The organism is Streptomyces sp. Y309 (assembly GCF_056712025.1).
The window spans coordinates 3,161,782-3,187,262 of the sequence record NZ_CM160048.1 but is presented as its reverse complement, the minus strand read 5'-3'; the positions used below and the strand labels follow the sequence as shown (position 1 = coordinate 3,187,262).

Here is a 25,481-nt window from a genome sequence, read left to right as displayed (position 1 = left end):
TCCTCATGGCGACGAAACAGCGAGGCAGGCCCCGCTCCTTCGACCGCGAGACGGCCCTGGAGAAGGCCCTGCGCCAGTTCTGGGAGCACGGGTACGAGGCGACGACCGTCTCCGACCTCACCCGCGAGATGGGCATCGGCGCCCCGAGCCTGTATGCGGCCTTCGGTGACAAGCGGACGCTCTTCGGCGAAGTCCTGGTGCGCTACGCGGGCTCGTACGGAGCCTTCGGCGGCCGCGCCCTTGCCGAGGAGCCGACGGCGCGTGCCGCGATGGAGCGCGTCCTGCGCGAGGCGGCCGCCGTCTTCACCGAGCCGGGCCACCCGCATGGCTGCCTCGTCATCCACGCGGCGACCAACTGCACCACCCCGGAGGTCGAGCAGACCCTGCGCGAGCAGCGCAACGCGAACATCGCGACCTTCGCGTCCCGGATCCAGCAGGGCATCGCCGCCGGTGAGCTGCCCGAGGGCACGGACGCCGCCGACCTCGCCCGCTATGTCGGAGCCGTCTTCCAGGGGCTGTCCCAGCAGTCCCGCGACGGCGCCACCAGGGAGGACCTGGAGGCCGTGGTCGACCTCGCGATGCGGGCCTGGCCGGAGAGCTGAGCAGGGAAGGAGGGGCGGCGGGGCTCGCCCCTCCCGGGGCTGGAGGAAGATCCGGGAACAAACCCCGCTCCGCGCATAGACACAGGAGAATGGTCTAGTCCACAATGCGGGAGTAAAGCCCCGCTCTTCCCGCACAGAAGAGCGGACCGAGGAGCCGGCGCTCTCTGCCCTGACCGCGTCGGACCTTCCCGGAATCGGCTGCCGGTACCGCACATTCTGGCTGCCGATGCACCTGAAGGGCTGCGGTGTTGGGGCCGGGTTGAGGGTCCCGCCCCGGCGCCGCGGCCCGTCGGGAAGAGCGCCAGGTACGCTCGCAGACGTGCCCTCCATGAACGACCTCGTACGCCAGCACACCGCCCTCGGCGACTCCGATCTCGAGTGGCTGCATCTGCTGGTCTCGGAGTGGCAGCTCCTCTCCGACCTCTCCTTCGCCGACCTCGTGCTGTGGGTGCCCACGCGCGACGGCACGCGCTACGTCTCCGTGGCGCAGATGCGGCCCAACACGGGCCCGACCTCCTACCAGGACGACATGGTCGGACACCTCGTCCCGCGCGGCCGCCGTCCACTGCTCGACGCGGCCCTCGACGAGGGGCGCATCGTGCGCGAGGGCGATCCGGAGTGGCGCGAAGAGGTCCCCGTGCGCGTCGAGTCCATTCCCGTACGCAGGGAGGGGCGTGTTCTCGGAGTCATCGCCCGCAACACCAACCTCCTCACGGTGCGCACCCCTTCGCGCCTCGAACTCACCTATCTGCAGTCGGCGTCCGACCTGGCGCAGATGATCGCCGCGGGCTCGTTCCCCTTCGAGGGCCAGCAGGTCGACATGGACGCATCCCCGCGCGTGGGCGACGGCCTGCTGCGCCTGGACGCGGACGGCGTCGTCCAGTACGCCTCGCCGAACGCCCTGTCCGCGTACCACCGCCTCGGACTCGCCGCCGACCTGGTGGGACACCACCTGGGCAAGGCCACCGCCGAACTGGCCCCGTCCCGGGGGCCGGTGGACGAGGCGCTGACCAAGCTCGCCAGCGGCTGGGCGCCCCGCGAGTTCGAGATCGAGGGCGGTGACGGAGTGATCCAGTTGCGCGCCATCCCGCTCAAACCCAAGGGCCCGCGCATCGGTTCGCTCGTCCTGCTGCGCGACGTCACCGAACTGCGTCGCCGCGAGCGGGAGTTGATCACGAAGGACGCCACCATCCGGGAGATCCACCACCGGGTGAAGAACAACTTGCAGACGGTAGCGGCGCTGCTGCGGCTGCAGGCCCGCCGCATCGACTCCGTCTCCGGCCGCGAGGCACTGGAGGAGGCGGTGCGCCGCGTGGGCTCCATCGCCATCGTCCACGAGACGCTCTCCCAGAACCTGGACGAGCGCGTGGAGTTCGACGAGATCGCCGACCGCGTCCTCGCCATGGTCGCGGAGATCTCGCCCGGTACGGTGACGGGCCGGCGCACCGGTCGCTTCGGCATCCTCGACGCGGAGGTCGCGACGCCGCTGTCGATGGTCCTCACGGAGATCCTGCAGAACGCCCTGGAGCACGGCTTCGCCCAGGGGGACACGGGCAGTGTCGAGGTCTCCGCCGTCCGCGGCGGCACCGCCAAGGAGTCCCGGCTCCTGATCACGGTCCAGGACGACGGCGTCGGCCTGCCCGCCGACTTCGACCCGCACCGCTCGGGCAATCTGGGCCTGCAGATCGTACGCACCCTCGTCGAGGGCGAGCTGGGCGGCACGTTCGACATGGTCCCCGCCCCGGAGCGCGGCACGCGCGTGGTCCTCGACATCCCGGTGCGCGCCGACAAGTGACGCCCGGGTGCGCGCGGTGCGCGGGTGCGCACAGCAAGAAGCCCCGGACCTGGTCGGTCCGGGGCTTCTTGCTCACGTTGCGATGCGCACCGGGGGTACTGCGCGGCTGCGGCTCGGGGGCGGGGGTTGCGTACGCGCTGTCTACGGAGTAATGCCGTCAGGCACACGCGCCGCCGGGCTCGGGCTCGTAAGGGGCGTGGGCGTCAGGCGCTGGCCTGGCGCGCCCGGTTGCGGGCGGCGCGGCGCTTCATCGCGCGGCGCTCGTCCTCGCTGAGGCCACCCCAGACGCCGGAGTCCTGGCCGGACTCGAGCGCCCACTGCAGGCACTGCTCCATGACGGGGCAGCGACGGCAGACGGCCTTGGCTTCCTCGATCTGCAGCAGCGCAGGACCGGTGTTGCCGATGGGGAAGAACAGCTCGGGGTCTTCCTCGCGGCAAACGGCGTTGTGACGCCAGTCCATGGCTGCTACCTCTCCTTGGTCTTACATGAAGATTGCTTGTGAATGTGAACGCTTTCACGAATCCCCCCGCGCGGGAAGGGCCGACTCCCAGTTGCCTGGTGTGGACCTTGTGGTGAGGAGGGGTTCTGGCGAGCTGTAGAGGCCGGTGTTGCGGGCCGTCCCGATCGCCATGTAGAGATTCGCAAACCTCGGCGGCGGATACAACCCCTTCCGGAAAGTTTTTTTTGATTCCTCGGTGTCGACTGAGTCACAGCCGTACTTCCATGGGGTGGAGCCTGGCCTAAACGTTCGAGTGAAAGGACTTTAGGCCCTTCCACTCACACAATCACACGCAGTGCACGGCGTACGCCTGTGAACGTCACGCTCGTCCGCAGCCCCAGGTGGTCACCGTCCATCTGGAGGGGCAGGGGCACCTTCGAATGCAAGGTGAAGTCCGTCAGGTCGTGCAGCGACACGGCGTTCTTGCCGTGGGGCCCGCGTTCGGGCGTCGACCGCAGCAACTGGGTGCCGTATCGGGCCACCGCAGCAGTCGACAGACGCTTGAGTCCGAGCACGTCGAGACCCGTCTCGAAGGACGCCTTCGGAGACGCGTACAAGGGGCGATTGCCCAGGTAGGACCATGGGGAGGTGTTGCACACTATGGACATCACGAGGTCGGTCACCGGCTCCTCGCCGGCCCGCTCCAGCGTGATCGAACCGTGCCGCCGGTCGCCCTCGCCGAGGAACTGGCGTACCACCTGACGCACATAAAGAGCGTGCGTCGAGCGCTTGCCGCGCTCCCGGTGCTGTTCGACCCGGCCGACCACACCCGCGTCGAAACCAAGCCCGGCCGCGAAGGTGAACCAGCGCGGCGGCACCGCCTCGTCGTCGGTACCCGGGGTGCCCGAGACCCGGCCGAGGCTCACTGTGCGTCCGCTTCCCTCACGCAGCGCGTCCAGAAGGGCACCGGTCGCCTCCACGGCGTCGTTCGGTAGTCCAAGGGCGCGCGCGAAGACATTCGTCGAGCCCCCGGGGACGACGGCGAGGCGGGGCAGGTTCTCCGGAGAGGGGCCGTTGTGCAGCAGACCGTTGACGACTTCGTTGACGGTGCCGTCGCCGCCGAGGGCAACGACAAGCTCGATGTCCTCGCTCTCCGCGGCCTGCCGGCCGAGGTCGCGGGCGTGACCGCGGTACTCCGTAGTGACCGCTTCCAGCTTCATCTCGCTCGCGAGGGCATGGATCAGTACGTCACGCGTGCGCGCACTGGTAGTGGTAGCCGCCGGGTTGATCACGAGAAGTGCACGCATGCGCAGCAGACTACCTAGCGGTCTTTACCTCGCCCAGACCGAGGTCACGACCTGGACCCGACCGAGGCCGTGTCCGGACCGCACCGACGTGCCGGGGCGCGGACGTCCGGGGCTACCCTCGATGCGTGAGTACTGAGCCGAAGACCACCCCAGAAGCCCCCGAGTCGGGACCCCGCCCCGGGCGCCTCACGGCCGCCGCGGCGCTTGCCGGTCTTGAGGGCCTGGCCCTCGTCGTCGGCGGTGTCTACATGCTCGTGATGGGGCTCGCCGGCGACCCCGACAACCCTCGGCAGGCGACGACCGGCGGCGTCACGCTGATCGTCCTCGCGCTGCTGCCGCTGCTCGCCGCGCGCGGTCTGCTCCGGCTGCGCCGCTGGGCCCGCGGCCCCGCGATCATCACGCAGATCATGGCGCTGCCCGTGGCCTGGCAGCTGCTGCAGGCGGACAGCGCGATGATCCCCGGAGGCATCGCGCTCGCCGCGGCCGCGGTCGCGACGCTCGTCCTCCTGGTCAATCCCGCCGCCACCGAGGCACTCGGCATCGGCGGCCCCGGCAACGTACAAGAGGGCGGCAAGTAGCAGCACAGCGGCACCTGGCAGCACGAAGGGCGGCGAGCGCTGTGCTCGCCGCCCTTCGTGCTGCCGCTCCCGCCGGTCAGGCGGTCAGGTCTCAGGCGGTCGGGTTTTCTTCCGGTCGGTCAGGGTTTCTCCCGTCCGGGAGGTCCGCTCACTCCTCCACGAGGAGCTTCTCGCGCAGTTGCGCCAGCGTGCGCGCGAGGAGCCGGGAGACATGCATCTGGGAGATGCCGACCTCCTGGGCGATCTGCGACTGGGTCATGTTTCCGAAGAACCGCAGCAGCAGGATGCGCTTCTCGCGCGGCGGCAGGTCCTCCAGGAGCGGTTTGAGGGACTCGCGGTATTCCACGCCCTCCAGGGCCTCGTCCTCGGCGCCGAGGGTGTCGGCGACGGCCGGTGACTCGTCGTCGGTGTCCGGGACGTCGAGCGACAGTGTGGAGTAGGCGTTCGCCGACTCCAGGCCCTCCAGGACCTCCTCTTCGGAGATCGCCAGTTTCTGCGCCAGCTCGTGCACGGTCGGGGAGCGGCCGTGGAGCTGGGAGAGCTCGGCCGTCGCCGTCGTCAGGGCCAGCCGCAGTTCCTGCAGGCGCCGGGGCACGCGCACGGCCCAGCCCTTGTCGCGGAAGTGGCGTTTGATCTCGCCGACGACTGTCGGGGTCGCGTACGTGGAGAACTCCACGCCGCGGTCCGGGTCGAAGCGGTCCACCGATTTGATCAGGCCGATCGTGGCGACCTGGGTCAGGTCGTCCAGCGGCTCGCCGCGGTTGCGGAAGCGGCGGGCCAGGTGCTCCACGAGCGGCAGGTGCATGCGGACGAGCTGATTGCGCAGCTCCGCGTACTCGGGGCTGCCGTCCTTCAGTGAGCGCAGCTCGACGAACATCGCTCGCGCGCCGCTGCGGTCCTGTGGATCGTGCCGGCTGTGCTGCTCGTGCTCGCTCATCGTCCCGCCCGTCACCAGCCGCCGCCCTTCTGGGGACCCGCCCCCAGTGCTGGACGCCCGGGGGGACCCCCTGCGTGCGGCGCCTACTTGGTCCTGTCGTCCGCCCGGGCCGGACGGCTCGTCGATCCCGTCCCCGGCGGTCGGCTCTGCCTGCTCTGGCACTGTGGCCGTGTCGGCCGCCGTCGGCGGACCCGGCTGTTCCGGATCCTGTGGGTGCGGCCTCGCCTGCTGTTCGGGGATGCCTCCGGGGGCAGACCCCGGCTCCACCGGACCGCGCCCCGTGGCCGGACGTGTGCCGCCCCTGCCGCGGGCGGGCAGACCGTGTGTGCCACGTGTTCCGCGCTCTTCGTCCCGCACGGGCCCGTCCCCGTCCCTCACGCCGGCCCGGGTCCCGCGCCGCGCTGTTTGTAGAGGCTGATCGAAACGGTTTTGTCGTCTGCGACCGAGGAGTCGACCTTGCCCGCGAGGGCCGACAGCACAGTCCAGGCGAAGGTGTCACGCTCCGGGGCGCGGCCGTCGGTGGTGGGTGCCGAGACGGTCACCTCGAGGGAGTCGTCGACGAGCCGGAAGACGCAGCTGAGCACGGAGCCGGGCACGGCCTGCTGGAGCAGGATCGCGCAGGCCTCGTCGACAGCGATGCGGAGGTCCTCGATCTCGTCCAGGGTGAAGTCCAAGCGCGCCGCGAGGCCGGCCGTGGCCGTACGCAGCACCGACAGGTAGGCACCCGCAGCCGGAAGGCGGACCTCCACGAAGTCCTGATTCCCGGGCTCGCCTGCGATCTGGGACACCCTCACCTCCAAGGTGGTACAAGCACTTTCGGGGCTCCGGCCGTCGCACCGCGGCGGTCCGGACTGCGTCACACGGGTGACGCACCACGTTTCCAGCGGTGACGCTACCGCGCTGCTCAGTTCCGTGTCCCGGGGACCCCATCCCGTTGCTGTCACTCATAGTAAGCCTACGGGTACGGACAGTGGCTAGGGTTTCGCGGGCTCAATTGGAAAGAACGAGCGTCGGGTTGACGTACCCAGGCCTCAGACGATCGAACCGTCGACAAAGCACCAACGCCACTTCTCGCCCGGCTCGAAGGTCCGCATCACCGGATGCCCGGTTTCTTTGAAGTGTGCCGTCGCGTGCCGGAAGGGCGAGGAGTCGCAGCAGCCCACGTGCCCGCAGACCAGACACAGCCGCAGTTGCACGGGGTGGCTGCCGGCGGCGAGGCACTCCGGGCAGGTGTCGCTCAGAGGCGTCGGCTCGGGGTGGGGCAGCGCGCTGACGTGCGAGCACTCGTTCATGATGGCCAGGTTACGACGGGAGAGCGGACGGCGGAGGGCCTGGCCGATGGACGTACTGCCCCTGGTGGCGCTGATCGCGGCGAGTGCCGCGATCGCCGGCGCCGCGCGCCGCACCCCGGTGCCCGCCCCGCTGCTCCTGGTCGGCGTGGGCCTGATCGCCGCGTACGTTCCGGGGGTGCCGGAGTACCACCTCGACCCGCATGTGGTGCTGCCGCTGATCCTGCCGCCGCTGCTGCACACGGCCGCCCTGGAGAGCTCGTATCTGGACCTGCGGGCCAATGTCCGGCCCGTCGCGCTCCTGTCGGTCGGTTACGTTCTGTTCGCAACGCTCGTCGTCGGCTGGCTCGCGTATCTGCTGATCCCCGATCTCCCGCTGACCGCCGCGCTCGTCCTCGGGGCGGTGATCGCGCCGCCGGACGCCGTCGCCGCCACCGCCATCGCGCGCCGCGTGGGACTGCCCGCGCGCATCACCACCATCCTCCAGGGGGAGTCCCTGGTGAACGACGCGACCGCGATCACCGCCTACAAGGTGGCGCTCGCGGCGGCCGTCGGCGAGGGCGCGAGCTGGGCGGGCGGCATCCAGGAGTTCCTGGTGGCGGCGGTCGGCGGCGTCGGCGTGGGGCTGCTCCTGATGGTGCCGATCCACTGGCTGCGCACCCACCTGAAGGAATCACTGCTCCAGAACACGCTGTCGCTGCTCATTCCCTTCGTCGCGTACGCCGCCGCGGAGCAGGTGCACGCCTCCGGAGTGCTCGCCGTGGTCGTGGTGGCCCTCTACTTGGGGCACCGTTCCTGGCAGGTCGACTTCGAGACGCGGCTCCAGGAGGCCGCGGTGTGGAAGGTCGTCGGCTTCCTCCTGGAGTCGGCGGTGTTCGCCCTCATCGGTCTGCAGCTGCCGGTCGTCCTCGGGGAGCTCGGCGAGTACAGCGTGGGGCAGGCCGTCTGGTACGCCGTCGCGGTCTTCGTGTGCGTCGTGGCGGTGCGGTTCGTGTGGTCGTATCCGGCGACGTATCTGCCGCGCGTGCTGTCCGCGCGGATCCGGGAGCGCGAGAGCGACATGGACTGGCGGCGGCCGCTGATCGTGAGCTGGGCCGGGATGCGGGGCGTGGTGTCGCTGGCCATCGCGTTCTCCATCCCGCTGGTGACGGATCACGACGAGCCGTTCCCGGCCCGCAACCTGGTGCTCTTCCTGACCTTCACGACGGTCATCGGGACGCTGGTGGTGCAGGGGCTCTCGCTGCCGTGGCTGATCCGGGTCCTGAAGCTGCCCGGGCGGGACGCGCAGCAGCAGACGCTGGCCGAGGCGCAGGCGCAGAACGCCGCCTCGCAGGCCGCGGAGGCCCGGATGCGGGAGCTCATGGAGGACGAGCGCAACAGCCTGCCAGGGCCGCTCCAGGACCGTCTGCGCACGGTTCTCGAGCGGCGCCGCAACTCCGTGTGGGAGCGGCTCGGCCAGCCCAACCCCATCACGGGTGAATCCGCGGACGACACCTACCGCAGGCTCGCGCGCGAGGCGATCGCCGCGGAGCGCGAGGTGTTCGTGCGCATGCGGGACGAGCGGCGCATCGACGACGAGCTGCTGCGGACGCTGCTGCGGAAGCTGGACCTGGAGGAGGCCGCGGCCTACCGGGAGGTCGAGGAGTGAGGCGCGGGTGACGCGGGCGGCGTGCCCGTGATGACGGCTGTGACCGTCGTCCCCGGGGCGAACGTGCCCTCTTCGGAGAGTGCAGTCAGCGCGAACAGGAGCTTGGCCACGTAGACGCGCTCCACGGGGAGGCCGTGCCGGTCCTCGAAGTCGTCGGCGAAGGCAATGAGTTCGCCGGTGGTGCGGGCGTAGCCGCCGCAGTGGAAGCGCTCGTCGAGGGTCCAGTTGGCGCCGGGGGCACCGAAGGCGGCGCGCTGGAGGCCCTGTATCTCGGGGCCGAGGAAGCCGCCCTTGAGGACGGGTATGCCGAGCGCGCGCTGGCCGGGGGAGAGGCCCGCGGCCAGGCCCGCGAGGGTCCCCCCGGTGCCGCAGGCGACGGCGGCGACGTCCGTGTGCCCCCGCAGTTCCTCGCCGAGAGCCGTGCAGCCCTGGACGGCGAGGGCGTTGCTGCCGCCTTCGGGGATGACGTACGCGTCCTGCGTGGCCGTCGTGCGCCGGAGTTCCGCCAAGACAGCGGGGTCCCGCTTCTGCCGGTACGTCGATCTGTCGACGAAGTGCAGCCGCATGCCGTCGGCCGCGCACTGCGCGAGGGACGGGTTCAGGGGACGGCCGGCCAGTTCGTCGCCGCGCACGACGCCGACGGTGGCGAAGCCCAGCAGGCGGCCCGCCGCCGCCGTGGCCCGCAGGTGGTTGGAGTAGACACCGCCGAACGTCAGCAGGGTGCTGTGGCCCGCCGCCCTCGCCTCGTCCAGGTTGAGGACGAGCTTGCGGTACTTGTTGCCGGGCAGGTCCGGGTGTATCCGGTCGTCGCGCTTGAGGAGCAGTCGGACGCCGCGGGCCTCGAAACGGGGGTCCGCGACCGGCTGGAGCGGGGTGGGGAGCCGGGGGTGGAGTGCGGAGGTGGGCGGGGTGGCGGGCACCCCGCCATTCTCCCCCTTGCCGGGACGGGGGGACGGGCTACTTCAGGCGCTCGTGGATGCGGTCCCGCATCGCGGCCATCGTGAACCCCTCGGGGTCGATCTTGCCGGGCTGCCATTCCAGGTGGCCGATGACCGAGCGGGCCGTCCAGCCGTGGTGGCGGCAGACGGCGGCCGAGACCTTCTCGATGGCCTCCAGCTGGGCCTCGGGCCAGGGGTCCTCGCCGTCGCCCAGGTTCTCGCACTCGAAGCCGTAGAAGTGGCGGTTGCCGTCGGTGTTCAGCTCGTTGTCCGGAGGGAGGGCCTTCTCCGCGATGACGGCCCGCAGGACGTCGTCGTCGCCGAGCCCCGCGTGATTGGCGCGGCCGTAGCCGACGAGGTGGACGCGGCCGTCCTTGGTGATGACGCCGTGGCAGAGCGGGCCGGGCAGCGCGGCGTGACCGTCGCGGCACAGGTCGACCGTCTCCTCGGTGCCGGAGGTGACCGTGTGGTGGACCATCACGCCGTGCACAGGGCCCCACGGGCCCACGTGGTTGCGGTTGTGCTCACGCCAGTTGCCGACCTCGACGATCGTGGCACCTTCGTCCTGCAGCGCGTCCAGGAATCTGTTCGCGGACATGGGTGAGGCCATGGCCGCCTCCTTTGCGGGCGCGACGGTCGCCGGTCGCGGACCGCCTCGTACGCAGCTTGTACCGGAACTGCCGGTGCCCGAACCATTTGTTCGGGCACCGTGCGAGTCGATCCGGTCAGCGAAAGGCTGGTCAGGCGGCGGCGCGGGCCCCGCGGCGCGCGGGTGTCAGCCGCGCAGGAAGCCGTCGCCGTGCGTCGCGATGTGTGCCTCGAGGGCGGAGAGTGCCTGCTGGGTGGCGTCCGCAGTGCCGCTGCCGCGCCGCTCCGCGTAATACGCCGCGCCGAGCTGCTTGAGCAGGTCGTTGCCCGCCCGCTGCGCCTGCACGTCGTCCAGCTTCTGCTTGCCCTGGTTGAGACCCGACTGCACCTGTTCTCTGGCGCGGTCCAGGAAGCCTGCCATGTCGCTTCTCCTGACGAATGTGGTGCGGATGGTGCTTGCGCTGCGCTCGTCCTGTTGAACGAGTGCATGGATCTTGGAGTTCCCCTCGGGCCCGCCGCCGTATCCGGCCCGCGCCCGCGTCAGCCGGTCGGCCCGCACCCCACTGGTTGGCCGGAATCATTCGGATCGGCGGCCGGTATTCCGCGTTCCGCTCCGCGTGGCCCGCCGTCCGCGGCGGCCTTGGACGAACGTACGAAGGATCCGGCCAGGTGGACGGCAACGTGCCCCGTCCGCCGAGATCCATTCCCGCTCATATGTGTAATGGCGCCCGCACTCACCGTGCTGGAAGGCTTGCGAGTCGCAGGTCAGCGCATGATCGGGAGGCGTTTCCATGTCGGTAGGCGAAGAGATCCGTTCGGAGCAGGACAGGCCGCAGAAGAGTCTCGGCACATCCGCTGCGCGGAATCTGGCCACCACCACCAAGTCCGCGCCGCAGATGCAGGAGATCAGCTCCCGCTGGCTGCTGCGGATGCTGCCCTGGGTGCAGGTGCAGGGCGGTACGTATCGCGTGAACCGCAGGACGAGCTATTCGGTCGGTGACGGCCGTGTCACGTTCGTCAAGACCGGGGACCGCGTCGAGGTGATCCCGGCCGAGCTGGGCGAACTGCCGGTCCTGCGGGACTTCGAGGACCAGGAGGTGCTCACGGAGCTGGCCCGTCGCTGCCAGCAGCGGGAGTTCGAGGCCGGCGGGGTCCTCACGTCGTTCGGCAACCAGGCGGACGAGGTGTTCCTGCTCGCCCACGGCAGGGCCGAGAAGATCGGCACCGGTCCGTACGGCGACGACACCGTCCTAGGGACACTCGCCGACGGGGCGTACTTCGGCGAGCAGGCCCTCATCGACCCGGAGACCATCTGGGAGTACACGGTCCGCGCGGTGACGGCCTGCACGGTCCTCACCCTCCCCCGCCAGGACCTGGAACAGGTCGCGGAGCGCTCCGAGTCCCTGCGCGCCCACCTCGACCGGCTGCGCTCCATCCCCGCCCAGCGCACCAACACCTACGGAGAGGCGCCCATCGACCTCTCCGCGGGCCACGTAGGGGAAGCCGTCCTCCCCGGCACGTACGTCGACTACGAGTCCCGGCCGCGCGAGTACGAACTGAGCGTCGCCCAGACCGTGCTGCGCATCCACACGCGCGTGGCCGACCTCTACAACCAGCCGATGAACCAGACCGAGCAGCAACTGCGGCTCACCGTCGAGGCGTTGAAGGAACGCCAAGAGGACGAGCTCATCAACAACCGCGAGTTCGGACTCCTCAACAACTGCGAGTACGACCAGCGCCTGCAGCCGCACGACGGCGTGCCCAGCCCGGACGACATGGACGAACTGCTCAGCCGCCGGCGCGCATCGAAGCTGTTCCTCGCTCACCCGCGCGCGATCGCCGCGTTCGGCCGCGAGTGCAACAAGCGCGGGCTCGTCCCGGAGTCCATCGACGTGGCCGGGAACCGCATCCCCACCTGGCGCGGTGTGCCGATCTTCCCGTGCAACAAGATCCCGGTGACCGAGGAGCGGACCACCTCGATCATCTGCATGCGTACGGGCGAGGAGGACCAGGGCGTCATCGGACTGCACCAGGCGGGCATCCCGGACGAGATCGAGCCCAGCCTGTCCGTGCGCTTCATGGGCATCAGCGAGCAGGCGATCATCTCGTACCTGGTGTCGACGTACTACTCCGCGGCCATCCTGGTGCCGGACGCGCTCGGCATCCTGGAGAACGTCGAGATCGGCCGGTGGAGGTGAGGCGACACCCTGTTGCGGCGGGCGGCGGGCCGCCGTCCGTGTCGGTGGGAGCGGCGAGGGGTAGACCCCTGGCATACGCGCCCGCAGGCCCAGGATCCGCCACCGCCCGCCGCCCCGCCGGAGTGAGTCCATGACGGACACCACGGACATGACGGAACGCGCGCCGCGACCCCGGGGGCACGGTCCCGGGGAACCCCGGGGACTCCCTCCCGGGGAGGGGTACGAGGCCGCGGAGATCCTGGCGTCGGCGCGGTTGTGCGTCGACCCGGAGCTGCGCGCGGCCATCGAGTCGCTTCCCGGTTCGATGCGCCGTGTCGCGCTGTACCACTTCGGGTGGGAACACGCCGACGGGACGCCCGCGGCCGGGAACGCGGGCAAGGCCATCAGGCCCGCCCTCGTCCTGGCCGCCGTGCGGGCCCTAGGCGGGGACCCGCTGAGCGCGGTCAGGGCGGCCGCGGCCGTGGAGCTGACGCACAACTTCACACTGCTGCACGACGACGTCATGGACCGCGACGCGACGCGCAGGCACCGGCCCACCGCCTGGACCGTGTTCGGTGACGCCGACGCGATCCTCGCCGGTGACACGCTGCAGGCACTGGCGCAGCGGCTGCTCGCCGAGGACTCCCACCCGGGGGCCCCGGCGGCGGCCGCCCGGCTTGCCGCCTGCGTCGTCGAGCTCTGCGCGGGGCAGCACGCGGACTGCGCCCTGGAGAGCCGGGCGCCGGACGAGGTCTCGCTGACGGAGTGCCTCGCCATGGCCGAGGCCAAGACGGGTGCGCTGCTCGGGTGCGCCTGCGCGATCGGGGCGGTCTACGCGGGGGCGGGGGCCGACACGGCGGAGGCGCTGGACGGGTTCGGCCGGCAGGCCGGGCTCGCCTTCCAGCTCATCGACGACGTGATCGGCATCTGGGGGGATCCCGCGCGTACGGGCAAGCCCGCGCGCGCGGACCTCGCCGCACGCAAGAAGTCCCTGCCGGTGGTCGCCGCACTGGCCTCCGGCACGCCCGAGGGGGAGGAACTCGCCAGGCTGTACGGGCGAGAGACGGTCGAGGGGGCCGAGGGGGATCTGGAGCGGATGGCCCGTGCCGTGGAGCGGGCCGGAGGTCGGGACTGGGCGCAGCTCCACGCGGCGGACCGGATGTCCCGGGCACTCGGGGAACTCGCCCGCGCGGTGCCCGACCCGGACCGGGCGGGGGGCCTGCTGGCGCTCGCGGAGTTCGTCACCCGGAGGGCGCATTGACCGGGGCGGAGGCTGCGAGCGCCCTGGGAGGGGCGGAGAACGGAGGTTCTGTTGAAAGGGGGAGGGCTAAGGGGGGCTAGAGGGGCTGAGGGGAGGCAGCGGATGGAGGTGCTGTCGAAGGGGGAGCCTGTTGAGGGGCGCCGGGGCCGAGGGCCCGTCGGCCGGGGGGCGGGGTGGGGAACCCGTGGGTCGGAGGGCTAACAGGGCGGAGGCCTCTTGACGCCGGGAGCTGGTCACTGGCCGGCGGCTGGGGGCGAGGGGGCTGAGCGAGGAGGGGGAGGCGACCGACGCACGGGCCCCGCGTCACCGGGAAATTGGTGTCGCGGGGCCCGTCGTCGCGTACGAAATGCTCACTTAGGCTGCAAGCGGCAGATCCGGGGCGGGAGTTGAGGGCCGACGAGGCGGAGGGGAGAAGCCGTGGGTGTGGCGATCCGGAGGGCCGGTGAGGGCGACCGGGCGGACGCGATCAGGCTGCTCAACGAGGCGTTCATGGGGGACCCGGTGAGCAGCTGGGTGTTCCCGGACGAGGAGCGGCGGCGGAGCAGGCACGGCGCGCTGATGGACGCCTTCCTGGGGCTCGCCTTCGCGGAGGGGCACGTGGACATCGCCGAGGACGGCTCCGCCGTCGCGCTGTGGTGGTCGGTGCCCGCGGGGCCGGCGCACAAGGGAGCCGCCGACGGGCCCGCGCAACTGCGGCAGGCCGTCGACCCGGACAACGAACGGGTCGAGGTGATCGGCCGGTTGACGTCCGAGATCCATCCGACCGACCGGCCGCACCAGTACCTCCACATGATCGCCGTGAGGCCGGAGCGGCAGGGGGAGGGCGTCGGCACGGCACTCGTCGGCTCGGTGCTCGAGCGGTGCGACCGCGACGGCCTGCACGCCTACCTGGAGGCGAGCAGCGCGCGCAGCCGGGAGCTCTATCTGCGGCTCGGCTTCGCCGACCTGGGCAACGCCTTCGACCTGCCGGACGGGCCGCGGATGTGGCCCATGTGGCGGGAGCCGCGGGGGTTGTCGTGACGTGGGACCTGTGACGCGGAGCTGGACGTAGAGCTTCAGATCGGCCTCGGACCGGGTGACCCGGCCTCCGGGGCCGATTTTTCTGGGCCGGTTCGAGAAAGAGGGTTGAAACCACTGCGGTTGAAGCACTATAAATGCAGTTGTTCGAGATCGGGTTGCCCAAGAGAGTCGGGTGGCCCAAGCGAAGGTCACCCGACCTTCGACTCCCTCTGTCTTCTGCGGAAAGAGATTCAGCTTGCGAAAGCTCACCTACTTCGTCGCCGTGTCGATCGACGGGTTCATCGGTGACCCGAGCGGTGACGCCAACTCCTTCATGTCGTTTGTGAACGACGAGTTCCTGGAGTTCCTCAAAACGGAGTACCCGGAGACCGTCTCCGCCGCCGGACGCCGCATCCTCGGCTTCGACGACGTACCGAACGAGAAGTTCGACACCGTCATCCAGGGCATGGGCAGCTATCAGCTCGGCCTGGACGAGAACATGCCGAGCCCGTACGGGCACATGCGGGAGTACGTCGCCTCGCGCAGCCTCGGCAAGTCCCCCGACCCGAACGTCGAGATCATCGCCGACGACCTGATCGGCAAGGTCCGCGAGCTCAAGGCCGAGGACAGCGAGCTCGGCGTCTGGCTGTGCGGCGGCGCGCGGATCGCCGGCCAGCTCTTCGACGAGGTCGACGAGCTCGTCCTCAAGACCTACCCGGTGCTGCTCGGCTCGGGCATGCCCATGTTCGAGGGCGTCGAGTCCGCGGTCAGCGAGTTCGAGCTGACCTCGTCCAGGGTCTTCGGCAACGGAGTCGTCGTCCGTACGTATGCGCGGAAGCGCGAGAAGGAGTGACCGCTGGACTGTCCGACCTCCGGAAAACGCCATATCCTGGGGTTATGGGCAGCGACGGACGCCGGTCCGGCCCCCGCCCGCAGAGCGAGCCCGTGTGCGAGCACTGCGGACGGCCAGTCGGCACGGCCATCAAGCGGCGCAAGGTGCTCGGGGCGTACGTCCCCGTGTGGGGCCCCGGCCCTTGCCACAACCCGGAGTGCGACGCGTACGTCTCCGGTGAGCCGGACGAGAAGTCGCGGGCGGGCCGCGGCCACAAGGGCAAGTACAAGCGCGGACACCTGTCGAGACGTGACTCCGAGCCGGGGCCCCGGGTCTCTCCCGGGGACCCCAAGGTCGACCCCGGCGACCTCAAGGGTGCCCCCGAGACCGGACCCAGGATCGACCTGACGGCCGGGGCCGAGGTGGACCCGAAGGCCGCGTCCAAGCGCGAGGACACCGGGGCGTGAGCCGCGCGGGCCCCGCGCGCGGGGCGTGACGGCGGCCCCCGGCCCCTGAATCCCCGCCTCGCCCGCCGACTGTCAGTGGGCGCGGTTACGCTCGCATGCATGAAGCTGAAGTGGGGGAAACGAAGCGGGTGTTGGGCTGCCGCTGTGGTGGCTGTCGTGGGGGTCGTGGCGCTCGCGGGCTGTGGGGCCGAACAGGGCGAGAGCGGACGGAGCATGGCGCGCGGCTCGGGTGTGCCCGAGGTCGACGACGAGAAAGACCTGCCCGAACTGCCCTTGGACCGCTATGAGTTCAGCAGTCGTGACTACGACCGCCAGGAACAGGCGGCCGACCGCTTCACCCAGCGGTGCATGAAGTCCCACGGCTTCCCCGATTTCCCCCGGCAGTGGCGCGAGCAGGACTTCGACATGGCCAACTCCCGGACAGCGGTGCTCGTGTCCACGACGCTGTACGGCTCCCTCGACCTCGACGACGCCCGCCGCCACGGCTACGGGATCGACCGCGACGCCCTCAAGAAGTACGAGAAGGAGCACGAGCGCAAGGGGCGCCTGGTCACCAAGGACGAGTACGAGACGCTGCACGGCGCCGAGGGCTTCGGGCGCGGGGTGCCCGAGGGCGGCTGCGCCCAGGCCGGGGCGCGGCGGGTGCGGGCGGACGTCAAGGACGACACCCGCATGACGCGGTACGTCGTCGGCCGCCGCGCGGCGCTCGACAAGGCCGTCGCCAAGGACCCGCGGATGCGGCGTGCCCTGGACGAGTGGGCGGACTGCGTCGCCGACAAGGGCTTCAAGCGGTATGCGAGCCCGGAGGCCGCCTTCCGCGACAAGGCATGGGGGAGGGGCGACGACGGCGACACCAAGCGCACGCCGCGCGAGCGGGACACAGCCGTCGCGGACATCGAGTGCAAGCGCGAGCACAACACCGCCGGGGTGTGGTGGACCGTCGCGGCCGAGCTGCAGCGGCGCGACATAGCCCGCCACCGGTCCGCGTACGAGGCGGTGCGCGCGGACCAGGAGCGGATACGGGCGACCGTGCGGGGCGTGCTCGGAGGCGGTGCTTGAGCCCGGTCGGCAGCGCGTCCCGGTCGGCAGCGCGTCCTGGCCGACAGCGCGTCCCGGCCCCGGCTCCCGTTCGACGCCGGGCTGAGACGCCGAGCCGAGACGCCGAGCCGAGACGCAGGGGCGAGCGGGCGGGCCGAGACGCCGGGTCTAGGAGGGCACCGCTGCCGCACCGGGGCGGCACCGGCACCGCCCCCACCCCGTGTCCCCCGCCCTCACCAGGTCTGCCCGCCGGGCTGCCTGGTCGTCGCGTTGATGCGGTTGAAGAGGTTGGTGATGCCGATCCACAGGACGATGGACGCGAGTTGCATGTCGTCGAAGTGTTCGGTGGCCGCCTCCCAGATGTGGTCCGGGACCGGGTCGGAGGAGTCTGCGAGGCGGGTCGCCGACTCCGCGAGGGCGAGGGCGGCGCGTTCGGCGTCGGAGAAGCAGGTCGCCTCGCGCCACGCGGCGACCGCGAACAGGCGCTCGTCGGTCTCGCCCTGCTCCTTCGCCTTCACGGCACCGCCGATCACGCAGTAGCTGCAGCCGTTGATCTGGCTGGCCCGCAGGTGGACGAGGTGCATGACCTCCTGCGGGACACCGCCCTGGTTCGCGGCCTTGACCAGGTCGTGGATGGCGGGGGTGGCGCCCGGCAGGAGCTGGGCCGGGTTCTTCATGCGTGCGTTCATGACGTTGGCCTCCATGTCGCGCTCCTCCATGTCACAGTCCTCAATGCCGGACCTCCATGTCGGATCGAAGTCACATCGATATCCACGGCACCGTCGCGGTGCTTCGTGATCTGCTTGTCCGCATCAGCCGTGCCGGCCTGCGGCGCGCCGCCCTCGCGGGGCGCGTCACTGCTATGACGGATCGCGACGAAGGAATGTGACGTGGACGGAAGAGAACTTCTGGCGGAGCGGTTCGAGGAGCACAGGCCCCGTCTGAAGGCCGTCGCCTACCGCATGCTCGGCTCCCTGAGCGAGGCCGAGGACGCCGTCCAGGAGACCTGGCTGAAGCTCAGCCGCTCCGACGGCGAGGGCGTGGAGAATCTGGGCGGCTGGCTCACGACGGTCGTGGGCCGGGTCTGCCTCGACCTGCTGCGGACGCGCAAGCAGCGCGGCGAACAGCCCCTGGACGTCCAGGGATCCGACCCGCACGTGCCCGGCATCCACGTGCCCGACCCGCAGATCGGCTCGCTGCCGGGCGGCCGGGAAGCCGTCGACCCCGAGCAGGAGGCCCTGCTCACGGACTCGGTGGGCCTCGCGCTCCTCGTCGTCCTGGACACGCTGAGCCCCGCCGAACGCCTCGCGTTCGTGCTGCACGACATGTTCGCCGTGCCGTTCGAGGACATCGCGACCATCGTCGAGCGGGCCCCGGCCGCCACCCGGCAGCTCGCCAGCCGCGCCCGCCGCCGGGTGCGCGACGCGGCCCCCGAGCCGGACCCGGACCGCAGGCGCCACCGCGAGGTCGTCAAGGCATTCCTCGCGGCGGCCCGTGGCGGCGACTTCGACGCGCTGCTCGAACTGCTCGACCCGGACGTGGTGCTGCGGGCCGACGGCGGCGAGATCGCCGGGCTGTCCCGGCTGGTGCGCGGCGCGACGGCCGTGGTCGCCGGGGCGCGCTCGTTCGCCACGCTGGCCGGTTCCACGTACTTGGCGATGGTCAACGGCAAGGTGGGCCAGATCAGCGTGCACAACGGAAAGGCCTTCTCCGTCGGCGAGTTCACCGTCCGGGAGGGCCGGATCGTCGAGATCAACATCCTGGCCGACCGGGAGCGGCTGGAGGCGCTGCTCGACGAGCGCACTCTCGCCGAGGTGATCGCCGACGCCGACTGAATCGCGGAGCCGACCGCCGGCGTCGGCTGGAGTCGGGAAGCCGACCGCCGGCGCTGGCTGTCCCGCCGACGTGACCGGCGACGCCGGCAGACTCACCCCAGCCGCCTCACCTCACCTCCCTCACCCCCGTCCGCCGCGTGACCCGCTGCACGTACTCCTTCCGGTCGAGCGGATTGTGGTCCGTGCGCGGGCGCTCCGGCGGCGGCCCGGTCACCGGCGCATAGTGGTCGAAGGCGGACTCCAACTCGCCCTCGCCGCGTGTGAGTCCGGGCAGCGCCTGCTCCAGGTCGTGCACGCGCGCGGCGGGGATCACACCGTCGACGACGTACGCGGACCCGTGCGCCGCAGGTGTGTGCGGCACCGCGCGCAGCCGCCCCAGCGCGGGCAGCAGCGTGCCGAACACATCGGCGGGCACGGTGAGCCGGAACCGGTGCATCGGCTCGTGCACGCGGGTGCCCGCCCGCCGCAGCGCGTCCATCAGGACCAGCGGCGTGAGCTGCCGGAAGTCCCCGGCCGTGCTCGACATGCTCTTGTCGAAGACGGCGTGCGCGTGGCTCTGCCGCGGCCAGTACCCGGAGTGCGTCATCGTGACCAGGCAGTCCGGCACCTCCCACCCGTACAGCCCTTGCAGCAGCGTCTCCTTGACCGTCTCCTCGACGGCCTTGAAGAACGCGTACGGCATCGAGCCGAGCTCCACTCCGAGCCGGAACCGCACGCCCGCCCCGGCCGGCGCGGGCTCCACGCGCAGCCCCACCGTGGCGAGGAACGGGTTGGGGTCGGTGTCGATGATCTCCACGTGCGCCCCGGTCCCGACGACCCGCTCCACGCAGATCGTCGTGGTCTCGCGGAAATCGACACCGACGCCGAACTCGTCCGCGAGCGTGGCCTCGATGACCTCCTTCTGGACCTCGCCGTACAGCGACACGGAGATCTCCTGCCGGAGCGTGTCCTGGCGCAGGTCGATCAGCGGGTCCTGCTCCGCGAGCTGGGTCAGCGCGGCGTGCAGGGCAGCACGGTCGGCGGCGCGGCGGGGCACGACGACGGTTTCGAGGGTCGGCGGCGCGAAGTGGTGTGCCGCCGCGTGCCGTTCGGGTACGTCACGCGCGTCGCCGAGCACGTCCCCGATCCGTACGCCGGTGAGCCCCCACAGCTTCGCGATCTGCCCGGCGGCGACCGCGTCGCGCCGCACGGCCACGCCCCGCTCGAAGACGCTGACGGCGGTCACCTTGCCGTCCTCCGGGTGCCCGGCGAGCGGCACCCGGTCGCGTACCCGCACGGTGCCCGAGAACATCCGGACGTACGCCACCTTCTCGCCCGCGGGTCCGCGCTCGACCTTGAAGACGGTCCCCGCGACGGGCCCGTCCGCGGCACCGGCCGCCGCGGGCAGCAGCTCCTTGACGGCGTCGGTCAGCGCCTCCAGGCCGGTGCCGGTCATCGCCGAGCCGAAGAACACCGGGTGGACCCGGGCCTGCCCGGTCTGCCGCGTCAGTACGTCACGCAGCCCGCCGAAGGCCAGGGCGGCGGTGTCCTCCTCGACGTACGCGGACAGCAGCGCGTCGTCGTGCTCGGCGAGGAGCTCGGTCAGGCGGGTAGTGAAGCGGGGGTCGTCGGCGGCGTACGGGACGTAGCGCGCCGCGTGGGTGCCAGGGGCGCGGACCGTGCCCATGGGAGCCACGGCGGGCGTCAGCCTCGTGCGCAGCTCGGCGAGTACGCGCTCGGGGTCGGCGCCCCGGCGGTCCACTTTGTTGACGAACACGAGCGTGGGGATGGCGAGCCGGCGCAGCGTACGCATCAGGACGCGGGTCTGCGCCTGGACGCCCTCGACGGCTGACACGACGAGCACGGCACCGTCGAGCACACTCAGGACCCGCTCCACCTCGGCGATGAAGTCGGGGTGGCCGGGGGTGTCGATGAGGTTGACGGTGACGTCGTCGATCGCGAAGGAGACGACCGCGGACTTGATGGTGATGCCGCGCTGCCGCTCCAGGGCGAGGGAGTCGGTCTGGGTGCTGCCGTCGTCGACGCTGCCGATCTCGTCGATGACACCGGCGGCGTGCAGCAGCCGCTCGGTCAGGCTGGTCTTTCCGGCGTCTACGTGCGCCAGGATGCCCAGGTTAAGGGTGTGTTGGTGCTTCTGGTTCTGCTGATGCGGGTGCGATTGCACTAGGCGTCATGTCCTCGTATTGGGGGGCGATTCCTTCCTGGTGGGACATGGACGTCTGGCGCATCTGGGGCTCCTGGTTTCCGTCGACTAGGCGGTTTGGTGACGCGGCAACTGCAGCAGGAGCGCCGGGCGCAGGCAACCGATTTAGCGTCCGGCCGTCCTGGTGGCGTGACATACGACCGCACCCGGCCCCTCGGGCCCGCCGTTTTCGGCGGCACCAGGGGACCGGGTGCGGTCGGGTGGGCGCGGCGCCCGGGCTTGAGCCCGGGACCGGGCCCGGATCAGGCCTTCTTGGTCTCCCAGAAGATCCGGTCGATCTCGGCGATCAGCTCGAGCGCCTTCTCACCGGTCTTCGGGTCAGTCGAACCCTTCGCGGCCGAGAGGGCCTTGAGGGTGTCGTTGACCAGCGTGTGCAGCTCCGGGTACTTCTCGAAGTGCGGGGGCTTGAAGTAGTCGCTCCAGAGCACCGACACGTGGTGCTTGGCGAGCTCGGCGCGCTGCTCCTTGATGACGGTGGCGCGGGCCTGGAAGTGCGGGTCGTCGTTCGCGGCCATCTTTTCCTGGACGGCCTTGACCGACTCCGCCTCGATGCGGGCCTGGGCCGGGTCGTACACGCCGCAGGGCAGGTCGCAGTGCGCGCTGGCCTTCACCTTGGGGGCAAACAGGCGGGAGAGCATTGAGCTGTCCTTCCTCGTGATCGTCTTCTCAGGTGGGACATTACTCCGTGAGAGACGTGATTTCGCGAGTGCCCCCATGGGCTTAGGACAAAAGTCCAGGGTCACACTGAAGACGGTGGAGGATGGGACCGGGAGGCCGGTGGAGGATTGTCCGGGAGGTTGTCTGATGCCGGAGACGACGGCAGACGGGCGGGAGACACGCGTGCCGTTCCAGTTGATCGAGGTCGACGGGCCGTCCATGGTGCCGACGCTGAATCCGGGGGACTGGATGCTGGTGCGGCACGGCGCCCGGGTGCGTCCGGGTGACGTGGTGATTCTGCGTCATCCGCTGCAGCAGGACCTGCTGGTGGTCAAGCGCGCCGTCGAGCGGCGCGAGGGAGGCTGGTGGGTGCTCGGCGACAACCCGTACAACGCGGGGGGCGACAGCACGGTGTACGGGGTCGTCCCGGAGGAGCTGGTCCTGGCGCGGGTGCGCGCGCGGTTCCGGCCGCTGGGCCGATTCCGCCAGGAGCGTGCGGCGCAGGGGCGGCGTCAGCTCTCGCTCGCCGCGCTGGTCTCCTGGACCTTCTTGGCCGTGCGCCCGGTGCTCGCCGACCGCTCGCTCTCCAGGCGCTTGCGCGCGCGGTAGGCCGCGACGTTCGCACGCGTCGCGCAGCGGTCCGAGCAGTAGCGCCGGGAGCGGTTGGTCGAGGTGTCCAGATAGGCGTTGCGGCACGGCGCCGCCTCGCACAGGCCCAGCCGGTCCACGCCGTACTCGGTGAGGTGGAAGGCGAGGCCCATCGCGGCGATCGCCGCGTACCCCGCGGTGGCGTTCGACGGGTGGTCGGCGAGGTGCATGTGCCACAGGGGGCGGCCGTCGTCGTCCCGATAGTCGTGGCCGGAGATCTGCGGGCTCACCGGGAACTCCAGGAGCAGGGAGTTCAGCAGGTCCACGGCCAGGGTCTCGTCGCCGCCGTCGGCCGCCTCGAAGACCGACCGCAGCCGCCCCCGCACCGAGCGGAAGCGCGTCACGTCCGAGTCCGTGGCGCGACGGGCGGCCTGCTGGTTCGCACCGAACAGCTCGCGGACCGCGTCGACGGAGGTCAGCGAGTCCTTGTTGCGAGCCGGCTCCTCGGTGTTGACCAGGCGTACGGCGTAGTCCGAGTAATAGGCCAGTTCCACTTGTAGTCCTTACCGGGGCGGGCTATCTTCGTCTGCGTGCGAGGTAACGGTCGCATTTCATTTGCGGGTGTTACTCGGCGAGATTAGTCGAGCGTAGTACGGGACGGAGGTCTTCCGGTGACGGAAACGGCTAGCGGTACGGGGTTCGGAACCGACTGGCGTGCCTGGCAGGAGAGTTGGGACCGGCAGCAGGAGTGGTACCTGCCGGACCGCGAGGAGCGGTTCCGCGTCATGCTCGACATGGTCGAGGCCCTCGTCGGCCCCGAGCCGCGCGTCCTCGACCTCGCGTGCGGTACGGGAAGTATTACGGACAGACTCCTCAAAAGGTTCCCGAAGGCCGTCAGCACCGGCGTCGACCTCGACCCGGCACTGCTCGCCATCGCCGAGGGCACCTTCGCCGGGGACGACCGCGTCACCTTCGTGACCGCGGACCTGAAGGACCCGGACTGGACCTCCCAGCTGCCCCACGACTCGTACGACGCCGTCCTCACCGCGACCGCCCTGCACTGGCTGTTCAGCGAACCCCTCGCCGCGCTCTACCACCAGCTCGCCGGGATCGTGGCCGACGGCGGCGTCTTCATGAACGCCGACCACATGCCGGATCCGGCCACCCCGCGCATCAACGCCGCCGACCGCGACTTCCGGCACGCCCGCCAGGAGGCCGCCAAGAACTCCGGCGCCCTGGACTGGGCCGACTGGTGGGCACTCGCCGCCAAGGACCCCGTGCTCGCCGAACCCACCGCCAAGCGGTTCGAGATCTACGGAGAGCACGCCGACGGCGACACCCCGCCCCCGGAGTGGCACGTCCGCACCCTGCGCGAGGCGGGCTTCGCCGAGGCCCGCACGGTCTGGGCGTCCCCGTCGGACGCCCTGGTCCTAGGCCTCAAGTAGGGACTTCTAGGGACTTCGACAGCACGGCAATCCCTGCAACGCACCTACGTAGAGGGGCGGTACGGATCACCGATCCGTACCGCCCCTCTACGTAGACATCGATTTACCGCACCTGCGCTCTACAGGACCTTCGACAGGAACGACTTCGTCCGCTCGTGCGACGGGTTCGTCAGTACGTCGCGCGGGTGGCCGGATTCGACCACTACACCTTCGTCCATGAACACCAGGCTGTCGCCGACCTCGCGCGCGAAGCCCATCTCGTGCGTGACGACGATCATCGTCATGCCGGACTCGGCGAGGTCGCGCATGACGTCGAGCACGTCACCGACCAGCTCCGGGTCGAGCGCGGACGTCGGCTCGTCGAACAGCATCAGCTTCGGGTCCATCGCGAGGGCCCGGGCGATCGCCACGCGCTGCTGCTGGCCGCCGGAGAGCTGCGAGGGGTAGTTCTTCGCCTTGTCGGCGAGACCGACCCGCTCCAGGAGCTGGCCCGCGCGCTCCCGCGCCTCCGCCTTGGACTGGCCCTTGACCTGGACCGGCGCCTCCATGACGTTCTCCAGTGCCGTCATGTGCGGGAAGAGGTTGAAGCGCTGGAAGACCATGCCGATGTCCCGGCGCTTCATGGCGACTTCGCTGTCCTTCAGCTCGTACAGCTTGTCGCCCTTCTGCCGGTAGCCGACCAGCTCCCCGTCGACGTACAACCGCCCGGCGTTGATCTTCTCCAGGTGGTTGATGCAGCGCAGGAACGTCGACTTGCCGGAGCCGGACGGGCCGATGAGGCAGAACACCTCGCCGGACGCGACCTCCAGGTCGATGCCCTTCAGGACCTCGACGTGACCGAACGACTTGTGGACGCCCTCGGCCTTCACCATGGCGGTCATCGGATGCCTCCCCCACGGTTGCTGAGCGACAGCATGTTGGCCTTGATCTTCTGCCAAGGCGTGTCCGGCAGGGCGCGCGAGGAGCCGCGCGCGTAGTAGCGCTCCAGGTAGAACTGACCGACGCTGAGGATCGACGTCATGATCAGGTACCAGGTGGCGGCCAGGAGCAGCGCCTCCACCGTCGCGCCGGACGAGGTCCCGATGTCCTGGGCGTACCTCAGGAGCTCGTAGTACTGGACGGCCGCGACCAGCGACGTCGTCTTGAGCATGTTGATGACTTCGTTGCCCGTCGGCGGCACGATCACGCGCATGGCCTGCGGGATGACGATGCGGCGCAGCGTCTTGCCGTGGCTCATGCCGAGCGCCTGCGAGGCCTCCGTCTGGCCCTCGTCGACCGAGAGCAGGCCCGCACGGCAGATCTCCGCCATGTACGCGGCCTCGTTCAGGCCGAGACCGAGCAGCGCCGTCAGGAACGGCGTCATGAAGTCCGACCACTCGTCCTTGTAGATCGGACCGAGGTTGATGTACTCGAAGACGAAGCCGAGGTTGAACCAGATGAAGAGCTGGACCAGGACCGGCGTACCGCGGAAGAACCAGATGTAGAACCACGCGATCGACGAGGTCACCGGGTTCTTCGACAGCCGCATGACCGACAGCGTGATGCCGCCGACCACGCCGATGAGCATCGACAGGACCGTCAGGATCAGCGTCTCGCGGACGCCCTTCATGATGCGGTCGTCGAAGAAGTTGTCCGGGATCGCGTCCCAGTTGATGTCGCCATTGGCGAACGCGAGGACGATCGCGCCGAGCACGCCGATGGCGAGGACGGCCGCGATGTACCGGCCGAAGTGGCGCACCGGGATCGCTCTGATCGCCTCGGGGGCGGAGCGCGGCGGCTCATCCTTGGGCGCGGAGTCGCCCGACTTGCTGATGTCCGTTGTCACGGGTGTGGCCTTTCAGCGACGAGATGACGAGA

The 25,481-nt window shown here is 70.5% G+C and carries 27 protein-coding genes; 13 read left to right on the top strand and 14 right to left on the bottom strand.

Annotation, left to right across the window (positions count from 1 at the left end; genetic code table 11):
* Positions 1–5: 5 nt before the first annotated feature.
* Positions 6–602 carry a TetR/AcrR family transcriptional regulator gene (locus tag AC0KTA_RS12165; RefSeq protein ID WP_481055137.1) on the top strand — a complete coding sequence of 199 codons (597 nt, stop codon included), beginning with the start codon at positions 6–8 and terminating at the stop codon, positions 600–602.
* Between the two features lie 328 nt (positions 603–930).
* The gene (locus tag AC0KTA_RS12160) at positions 931–2,397 is read left to right on the top strand and encodes a sensor histidine kinase (protein ID WP_481056394.1); all 1,467 of its coding nucleotides are present in this window, start codon (positions 931–933) and stop codon (positions 2,395–2,397) included.
* A gap of 203 nt (positions 2,398–2,600) precedes the next feature.
* Here the strand turns inward: AC0KTA_RS12160 and AC0KTA_RS12155 are convergent, their stop codons facing one another.
* Positions 2,601–2,858: a WhiB family transcriptional regulator gene (locus AC0KTA_RS12155; RefSeq protein WP_016639615.1), complete on the bottom strand. Its 258-nt coding sequence runs from the start codon at positions 2,856–2,858 to the stop codon at positions 2,601–2,603.
* 317 nt (positions 2,859–3,175) lie between these two features.
* The gene (locus AC0KTA_RS12150; protein ID WP_481055136.1) at positions 3,176–4,144 is read right to left on the bottom strand and encodes a diacylglycerol/lipid kinase family protein; all 969 of its coding nucleotides are present in this window, start codon (positions 4,142–4,144) and stop codon (positions 3,176–3,178) included.
* Between the two features lie 125 nt (positions 4,145–4,269).
* Between AC0KTA_RS12150 and AC0KTA_RS12145 the strand changes: the two genes are divergently transcribed.
* The gene (locus tag AC0KTA_RS12145; RefSeq protein ID WP_481055135.1) at positions 4,270–4,722 is read left to right on the top strand and encodes a hypothetical protein; all 453 of its coding nucleotides are present in this window, start codon (positions 4,270–4,272) and stop codon (positions 4,720–4,722) included.
* Positions 4,723–4,870: 148 nt separating this feature from the next.
* Here AC0KTA_RS12145 and AC0KTA_RS12140 read toward each other — a convergent pair whose 3' ends face one another.
* The 3 genes from AC0KTA_RS12140 to AC0KTA_RS12130 form a co-directional block, all read right to left on the bottom strand.
* A complete protein-coding gene (locus tag AC0KTA_RS12140; RefSeq protein ID WP_481055134.1) occupies positions 4,871–6,037 on the bottom strand; it encodes an RNA polymerase sigma factor SigF in 1,167 nt (388 codons plus the stop codon).
* Positions 6,034–6,447 carry an ATP-binding protein gene (locus tag AC0KTA_RS12135; protein WP_016639611.1) on the bottom strand — a complete coding sequence of 138 codons (414 nt, stop codon included), beginning with the start codon at positions 6,445–6,447 and terminating at the stop codon, positions 6,034–6,036. The genes AC0KTA_RS12140 and AC0KTA_RS12135 overlap by 4 nt, the downstream gene beginning before the upstream one ends.
* A 243-nt stretch (positions 6,448–6,690) precedes the next feature.
* A complete protein-coding gene (locus tag AC0KTA_RS12130; RefSeq protein ID WP_481055133.1) occupies positions 6,691–6,951 on the bottom strand; it encodes a UBP-type zinc finger domain-containing protein in 261 nt (86 codons plus the stop codon).
* 46 nt (positions 6,952–6,997) lie between these two features.
* Between AC0KTA_RS12130 and AC0KTA_RS12125 the strand changes: the two genes are divergently transcribed.
* Positions 6,998–8,596, top strand: a complete 1,599-nt coding sequence (locus AC0KTA_RS12125; protein ID WP_481055132.1) for a Na+/H+ antiporter — start codon at positions 6,998–7,000, stop codon at positions 8,594–8,596.
* Here the strand turns inward: AC0KTA_RS12125 and AC0KTA_RS12120 are convergent.
* The 3 genes from AC0KTA_RS12120 to AC0KTA_RS12110 all read right to left on the bottom strand — a co-directional run bounded on the left by AC0KTA_RS12120 (position 8,575) and on the right by AC0KTA_RS12110 (position 10,543).
* Positions 8,575–9,516: a 1-aminocyclopropane-1-carboxylate deaminase/D-cysteine desulfhydrase gene (locus AC0KTA_RS12120; RefSeq protein ID WP_481055131.1), complete on the bottom strand. Its 942-nt coding sequence runs from the start codon at positions 9,514–9,516 to the stop codon at positions 8,575–8,577. The genes AC0KTA_RS12125 and AC0KTA_RS12120 overlap by 22 nt on opposite strands.
* 37 nt (positions 9,517–9,553) lie before the next feature.
* Positions 9,554–10,144 (bottom strand): N-acetylmuramoyl-L-alanine amidase, encoded by a 591-nt coding sequence (locus tag AC0KTA_RS12115; RefSeq protein WP_481055130.1) that lies wholly within the window; start codon positions 10,142–10,144, stop codon positions 9,554–9,556.
* Between the two features lie 165 nt (positions 10,145–10,309).
* Positions 10,310–10,543, bottom strand: a complete 234-nt coding sequence (locus AC0KTA_RS12110; RefSeq protein WP_481055129.1) for a hypothetical protein — start codon at positions 10,541–10,543, stop codon at positions 10,310–10,312.
* A gap of 370 nt (positions 10,544–10,913) precedes the next feature.
* Between AC0KTA_RS12110 and AC0KTA_RS12105 the strand changes: the two genes are divergently transcribed.
* The 6 genes from AC0KTA_RS12105 (at position 10,914) to AC0KTA_RS12080 (ending at position 16,917) form a co-directional block, all read left to right on the top strand.
* Positions 10,914–12,320: a family 2B encapsulin nanocompartment shell protein gene (locus AC0KTA_RS12105; protein ID WP_481055128.1), complete on the top strand. Its 1,407-nt coding sequence runs from the start codon at positions 10,914–10,916 to the stop codon at positions 12,318–12,320.
* 130 nt (positions 12,321–12,450) lie between these two features.
* Positions 12,451–13,560 carry a family 2 encapsulin nanocompartment cargo protein polyprenyl transferase gene (locus AC0KTA_RS12100; protein WP_481055127.1) on the top strand — a complete coding sequence of 370 codons (1,110 nt, stop codon included), beginning with the start codon at positions 12,451–12,453 and terminating at the stop codon, positions 13,558–13,560.
* 417 nt (positions 13,561–13,977) lie between these two features.
* Complete coding sequence (locus AC0KTA_RS12095) at positions 13,978–14,580, top strand: GNAT family N-acetyltransferase (RefSeq protein ID WP_481055126.1); 603 nt, start codon at positions 13,978–13,980, stop codon at positions 14,578–14,580.
* 235 nt (positions 14,581–14,815) lie between these two features.
* Positions 14,816–15,412 (top strand): dihydrofolate reductase family protein, encoded by a 597-nt coding sequence (locus AC0KTA_RS12090; protein ID WP_481055125.1) that lies wholly within the window; start codon positions 14,816–14,818, stop codon positions 15,410–15,412.
* A gap of 44 nt (positions 15,413–15,456) precedes the next feature.
* Entirely contained in the window at positions 15,457–15,858 is a 402-nt protein-coding gene (locus tag AC0KTA_RS12085) for a hypothetical protein (protein WP_481055124.1), read from the top strand.
* Positions 15,859–16,002: 144 nt separating this feature from the next.
* On the top strand, positions 16,003–16,917 hold the full coding sequence (locus AC0KTA_RS12080; protein WP_481055123.1) for a hypothetical protein: 915 nt from the start codon (positions 16,003–16,005) through the stop codon (positions 16,915–16,917).
* Between the two features lie 212 nt (positions 16,918–17,129).
* On the opposite strand, the gene AC0KTA_RS12075 is transcribed toward AC0KTA_RS12080, so the two are convergent.
* The gene (locus AC0KTA_RS12075) at positions 17,130–17,615 is read right to left on the bottom strand and encodes a carboxymuconolactone decarboxylase family protein (protein ID WP_481055122.1); all 486 of its coding nucleotides are present in this window, start codon (positions 17,613–17,615) and stop codon (positions 17,130–17,132) included.
* A gap of 171 nt (positions 17,616–17,786) precedes the next feature.
* Here AC0KTA_RS12075 and AC0KTA_RS12070 point away from each other — a divergent pair, with 171 nt between their 5' ends.
* Positions 17,787–18,731 carry a sigma-70 family RNA polymerase sigma factor gene (locus AC0KTA_RS12070; protein WP_481055121.1) on the top strand — a complete coding sequence of 315 codons (945 nt, stop codon included), beginning with the start codon at positions 17,787–17,789 and terminating at the stop codon, positions 18,729–18,731.
* A 106-nt stretch (positions 18,732–18,837) separates the two neighbouring features.
* On the opposite strand, the gene AC0KTA_RS12065 is transcribed toward AC0KTA_RS12070, so the two are convergent.
* Together AC0KTA_RS12065 and sodN are read right to left on the bottom strand one after the other, a co-directional pair.
* Entirely contained in the window at positions 18,838–20,895 is a 2,058-nt protein-coding gene (locus tag AC0KTA_RS12065; protein WP_481055120.1) for a GTP-binding protein, read from the bottom strand.
* A gap of 281 nt (positions 20,896–21,176) precedes the next feature.
* Positions 21,177–21,572: a superoxide dismutase, Ni gene (gene sodN / locus AC0KTA_RS12060; protein WP_481055119.1), complete on the bottom strand. Its 396-nt coding sequence runs from the start codon at positions 21,570–21,572 to the stop codon at positions 21,177–21,179.
* Positions 21,573–21,738: 166 nt separating this feature from the next.
* Here sodN and sodX point away from each other — a divergent pair, with 166 nt between their 5' ends.
* Positions 21,739–22,200, top strand: coding sequence for a nickel-type superoxide dismutase maturation protease (gene sodX, locus AC0KTA_RS12055; RefSeq protein WP_481055118.1), 462 nt, complete (start codon positions 21,739–21,741; stop codon positions 22,198–22,200).
* Here the strand turns inward: sodX and AC0KTA_RS12050 are convergent.
* Positions 22,104–22,733: a CGNR zinc finger domain-containing protein gene (locus AC0KTA_RS12050; RefSeq protein ID WP_481055117.1), complete on the bottom strand. Its 630-nt coding sequence runs from the start codon at positions 22,731–22,733 to the stop codon at positions 22,104–22,106. The two genes, sodX and AC0KTA_RS12050, sit on opposite strands and share 97 nt — an antisense overlap.
* Positions 22,734–22,850: 117 nt before the next feature.
* Here AC0KTA_RS12050 and AC0KTA_RS12045 point away from each other — a divergent pair, with 117 nt between their 5' ends.
* A complete protein-coding gene (locus AC0KTA_RS12045; protein ID WP_481055116.1) occupies positions 22,851–23,624 on the top strand; it encodes a class I SAM-dependent methyltransferase in 774 nt (257 codons plus the stop codon).
* A gap of 119 nt (positions 23,625–23,743) precedes the next feature.
* On the opposite strand, the gene AC0KTA_RS12040 is transcribed toward AC0KTA_RS12045, so the two are convergent.
* Both AC0KTA_RS12040 and AC0KTA_RS12035 read right to left on the bottom strand, forming a co-directional pair.
* Positions 23,744–24,505 carry an amino acid ABC transporter ATP-binding protein gene (locus AC0KTA_RS12040; protein WP_481055115.1) on the bottom strand — a complete coding sequence of 254 codons (762 nt, stop codon included), beginning with the start codon at positions 24,503–24,505 and terminating at the stop codon, positions 23,744–23,746.
* Entirely contained in the window at positions 24,502–25,449 is a 948-nt protein-coding gene (locus tag AC0KTA_RS12035; RefSeq protein WP_481055114.1) for an amino acid ABC transporter permease, read from the bottom strand. The genes AC0KTA_RS12040 and AC0KTA_RS12035 overlap by 4 nt, the downstream gene beginning before the upstream one ends.
* Positions 25,450–25,481: the final 32 nt, after the last annotated feature.

Bases quoted from the DNA above. Each gene is read 5' to 3' on its own strand.
- AC0KTA_RS12165 (WP_481055137.1), top strand. From the start codon at position 6: ATGGCGACGAAACAGCGAGGCAGGCCCCGCTCCTTCGACCGCGAGACG.
- AC0KTA_RS12160 (WP_481056394.1), top strand. From the start codon at position 931: ATGAACGACCTCGTACGCCAGCACACCGCCCTCGGCGACTCCGATCTC.
- AC0KTA_RS12155 (WP_016639615.1), bottom strand. From the start codon at position 2,858: ATGGACTGGCGTCACAACGCCGTTTGCCGCGAGGAAGACCCCGAGCTG.
- AC0KTA_RS12150 (WP_481055136.1), bottom strand. From the start codon at position 4,144: ATGCGTGCACTTCTCGTGATCAACCCGGCGGCTACCACTACCAGTGCG.
- AC0KTA_RS12130 (WP_481055133.1), bottom strand. From the start codon at position 6,951: ATGAACGAGTGCTCGCACGTCAGCGCGCTGCCCCACCCCGAGCCGACG.
- AC0KTA_RS12125 (WP_481055132.1), top strand. From the start codon at position 6,998: ATGGACGTACTGCCCCTGGTGGCGCTGATCGCGGCGAGTGCCGCGATC.
- AC0KTA_RS12115 (WP_481055130.1), bottom strand. From the start codon at position 10,144: ATGGCCTCACCCATGTCCGCGAACAGATTCCTGGACGCGCTGCAGGAC.
- AC0KTA_RS12110 (WP_481055129.1), bottom strand. From the start codon at position 10,543: ATGGCAGGCTTCCTGGACCGCGCCAGAGAACAGGTGCAGTCGGGTCTC.
- AC0KTA_RS12105 (WP_481055128.1), top strand. From the start codon at position 10,914: ATGTCGGTAGGCGAAGAGATCCGTTCGGAGCAGGACAGGCCGCAGAAG.
- AC0KTA_RS12100 (WP_481055127.1), top strand. From the start codon at position 12,451: ATGACGGACACCACGGACATGACGGAACGCGCGCCGCGACCCCGGGGG.
- AC0KTA_RS12085 (WP_481055124.1), top strand. From the start codon at position 15,457: ATGGGCAGCGACGGACGCCGGTCCGGCCCCCGCCCGCAGAGCGAGCCC.
- AC0KTA_RS12075 (WP_481055122.1), bottom strand. From the start codon at position 17,615: ATGGAGGAGCGCGACATGGAGGCCAACGTCATGAACGCACGCATGAAG.
- sodN (WP_481055119.1), bottom strand. From the start codon at position 21,572: ATGCTCTCCCGCCTGTTTGCCCCCAAGGTGAAGGCCAGCGCGCACTGC.
- sodX (WP_481055118.1), top strand. From the start codon at position 21,739: ATGCCGGAGACGACGGCAGACGGGCGGGAGACACGCGTGCCGTTCCAG.
- AC0KTA_RS12040 (WP_481055115.1), bottom strand. From the start codon at position 24,505: ATGACCGCCATGGTGAAGGCCGAGGGCGTCCACAAGTCGTTCGGTCAC.